This is a genomic window from Cyanobium sp. LEGE 06143, from assembly GCF_015207535.1.
Taxonomy (GTDB): domain Bacteria; phylum Cyanobacteriota; class Cyanobacteriia; order PCC-6307; family Cyanobiaceae; genus NIES-981.
Window position 1 is genome coordinate 1 of sequence record NZ_JADEWP010000293.1, and the last position, 2,059, is coordinate 2,059.

1 protein-coding gene is annotated in these 2,059 nt (G+C 68.7%); it reads left to right on the forward strand.

The genetic code is table 11. From position 1 onward, the window contains the following. Window positions 1-15 precede the first annotated feature (15 nt). Window positions 16-1,866, forward strand: a complete 1,851-nt coding sequence (locus IQ216_RS13690) for an ABC transporter ATP-binding protein (RefSeq protein ID WP_193815908.1) — start codon at window positions 16-18, stop codon at window positions 1,864-1,866. The last annotated feature ends 193 nt before the right edge of the window (window positions 1,867-2,059 follow it).

Sequence of the window (2,059 nt, forward strand, 5' to 3'; positions counted from 1 at the left end):
GCCCTTTCCTCCGCCATGGCGCCACCGCCCGCTGCCCCGTTTCCTGCCGCCACCACGGCCCATCCCCAGGCTCAGGCCTCGGCCCTGCGGCGCCTGCTGGCAGCCCNGNRKCMSCACCGGCGTCTGGTGAGGCAGGCCGCGGCCTGCTCGGTGCTCAACAAGCTGTTCGATCTGGCGCCGCCGGTGCTGATCGGCCTGGCGGTGGATGTGGTGGTGCGGCAGGACACCGCCTGGCTGAGCAGCTTCGGGGTGAGCAGCGTGGCCGGCCAGCTGGGTGTGCTGGCGCTGCTCTCCTTTCTGATCTGGAGCGCTGAGTCGCTGTTCGAATATCTCTACGGCGTGCTCTGGCGCAACCTGGCCCAGACCGTGCAGCACGAGCTGCGCCTCGAGGCCTACGACCATCTTCAGCAGCTGGAGATGGCCTACTTCGAAACCAGCAGCAGCGGCCGGCTGATGGCCGTGCTCAACGACGACATCAACCAGCTGGAGCGCTTCCTCGACCACGGCGCCAACGAGATCCTGCAGCTGCTCACAACCGTGCTGGCCGTCGGCGGCGCCATGGCCGTGCTCTCGCCCACGGTGGCGGGGCTGTCGTTCCTGCCGATCCCGGTGATCCTGTGGGGGTCGCTGCGGTTCCAGAAGCGGCTGGCCCCGCGCTATGCCGCCGTACGGCAGCAGGCCGGCGACCTGGCCAGCCAGCTCAGCACCAACCTGGGCGGCATGCTCACGATCAAGAGCTACACCGCCGAGGGCTGGGAGCTGGAGCGGCTGCGGCGGCAGAGCCAGGCCTACCGCCAGGCCAATCGTCGGGCGATCGGGCTCTCGGCGGCCTTCGTGCCGCTGATCCGCTACGCGATCCTGTTCGCCTTCATCGCCATCCTGGTGATCGGTGGCCTCCAGGCCGAGCGGGGCGCCATCGCCACGGGCACCTATGCCTTTCTGGTGTTCATCACCCAGCGTCTGCTCTGGCCGCTGACCACCCTGGGCCGCACCCTGGACGACTACCAGCGGGCCATGGCCTCCACCAACCGGGTGCTCGACCTGCTCGACACCCCGGTGACCATCCCGGCCGGTGAGCGCCCCCTGCCCGTCGAGCAGGTGCGGGGTGAGATCCGCTTCGAGGCCGTGCAATTCGGCTATGGGGGCCGCGAGCCGCTGCTGCAGGCGTTCGATCTGGCGATCCCGGCGGGCAGCACCCTCGGCATCGTGGGGGCCACCGGATCGGGCAAGAGCACGATCGTGAAGCTGCTGCTGCGGCTCTACGCGATCCAGGCGGGTGAGATCCGTCTGGATGGGATTCCGATCCGCACGCTGCGGCTCGATGACCTGCGCCAGGCCATCGGCCTGGTGAGCCAGGAGGTGTTCCTGTTCCACGGCACGGTGGCCGAGAACATCGCCTACGGCAGTTTCGAGGCCAGCCCCGCGGCCATCGAGGCCGCCGCCCGCCGCGCCGAAGCCGACGCCTTCATCCGGGCCCTGCCCCAGGGCTACGCCACGGTGGTGGGGGAGCGCGGCCAACGCCTCTCCGGCGGCCAGCGCCAGCGCATCGCCCTGGCCCGCGCCATCCTCAAGGACCCGCCGGTGCTGGTGCTGGATGAGGCCACCGCCGCCGTGGACAACGAGACCGAGGCCGCCATCCAGCGCTCCCTGGAGCAGCTCACCGCGGAGCGCACCACCCTGGTGATCGCCCACCGTCTCTCCACCGTGCGCCATGCCGATCGGATCGTGGTGATGGACCAGGGCCGGATCGTGGAGAGCGGGCGCCATGACCAACTGATCCGCGCCGGCGGGGTCTACGCCAACCTCTGGCGGGTGCAGGCCGGCCTGCGCCGCGATGAACAGCTCGACGAGATGCTGAGGGCCTAGGGAGCCTCTGGGCAACGAGCCCTGAAAGTGGGTCCAAGGTTGGAATTTGCTCGGAATGAACAACGCTTGGCGAATCTGAGGTTGGCTTGGCTGATTTCACCCTTTCGGGTGCCAAAATCTGCCCATGTTGGCCGATTCTTTCCCTCGACAGGCACACTGATCTCCTGATCACGTACTGCGTAGCAACCTGCGA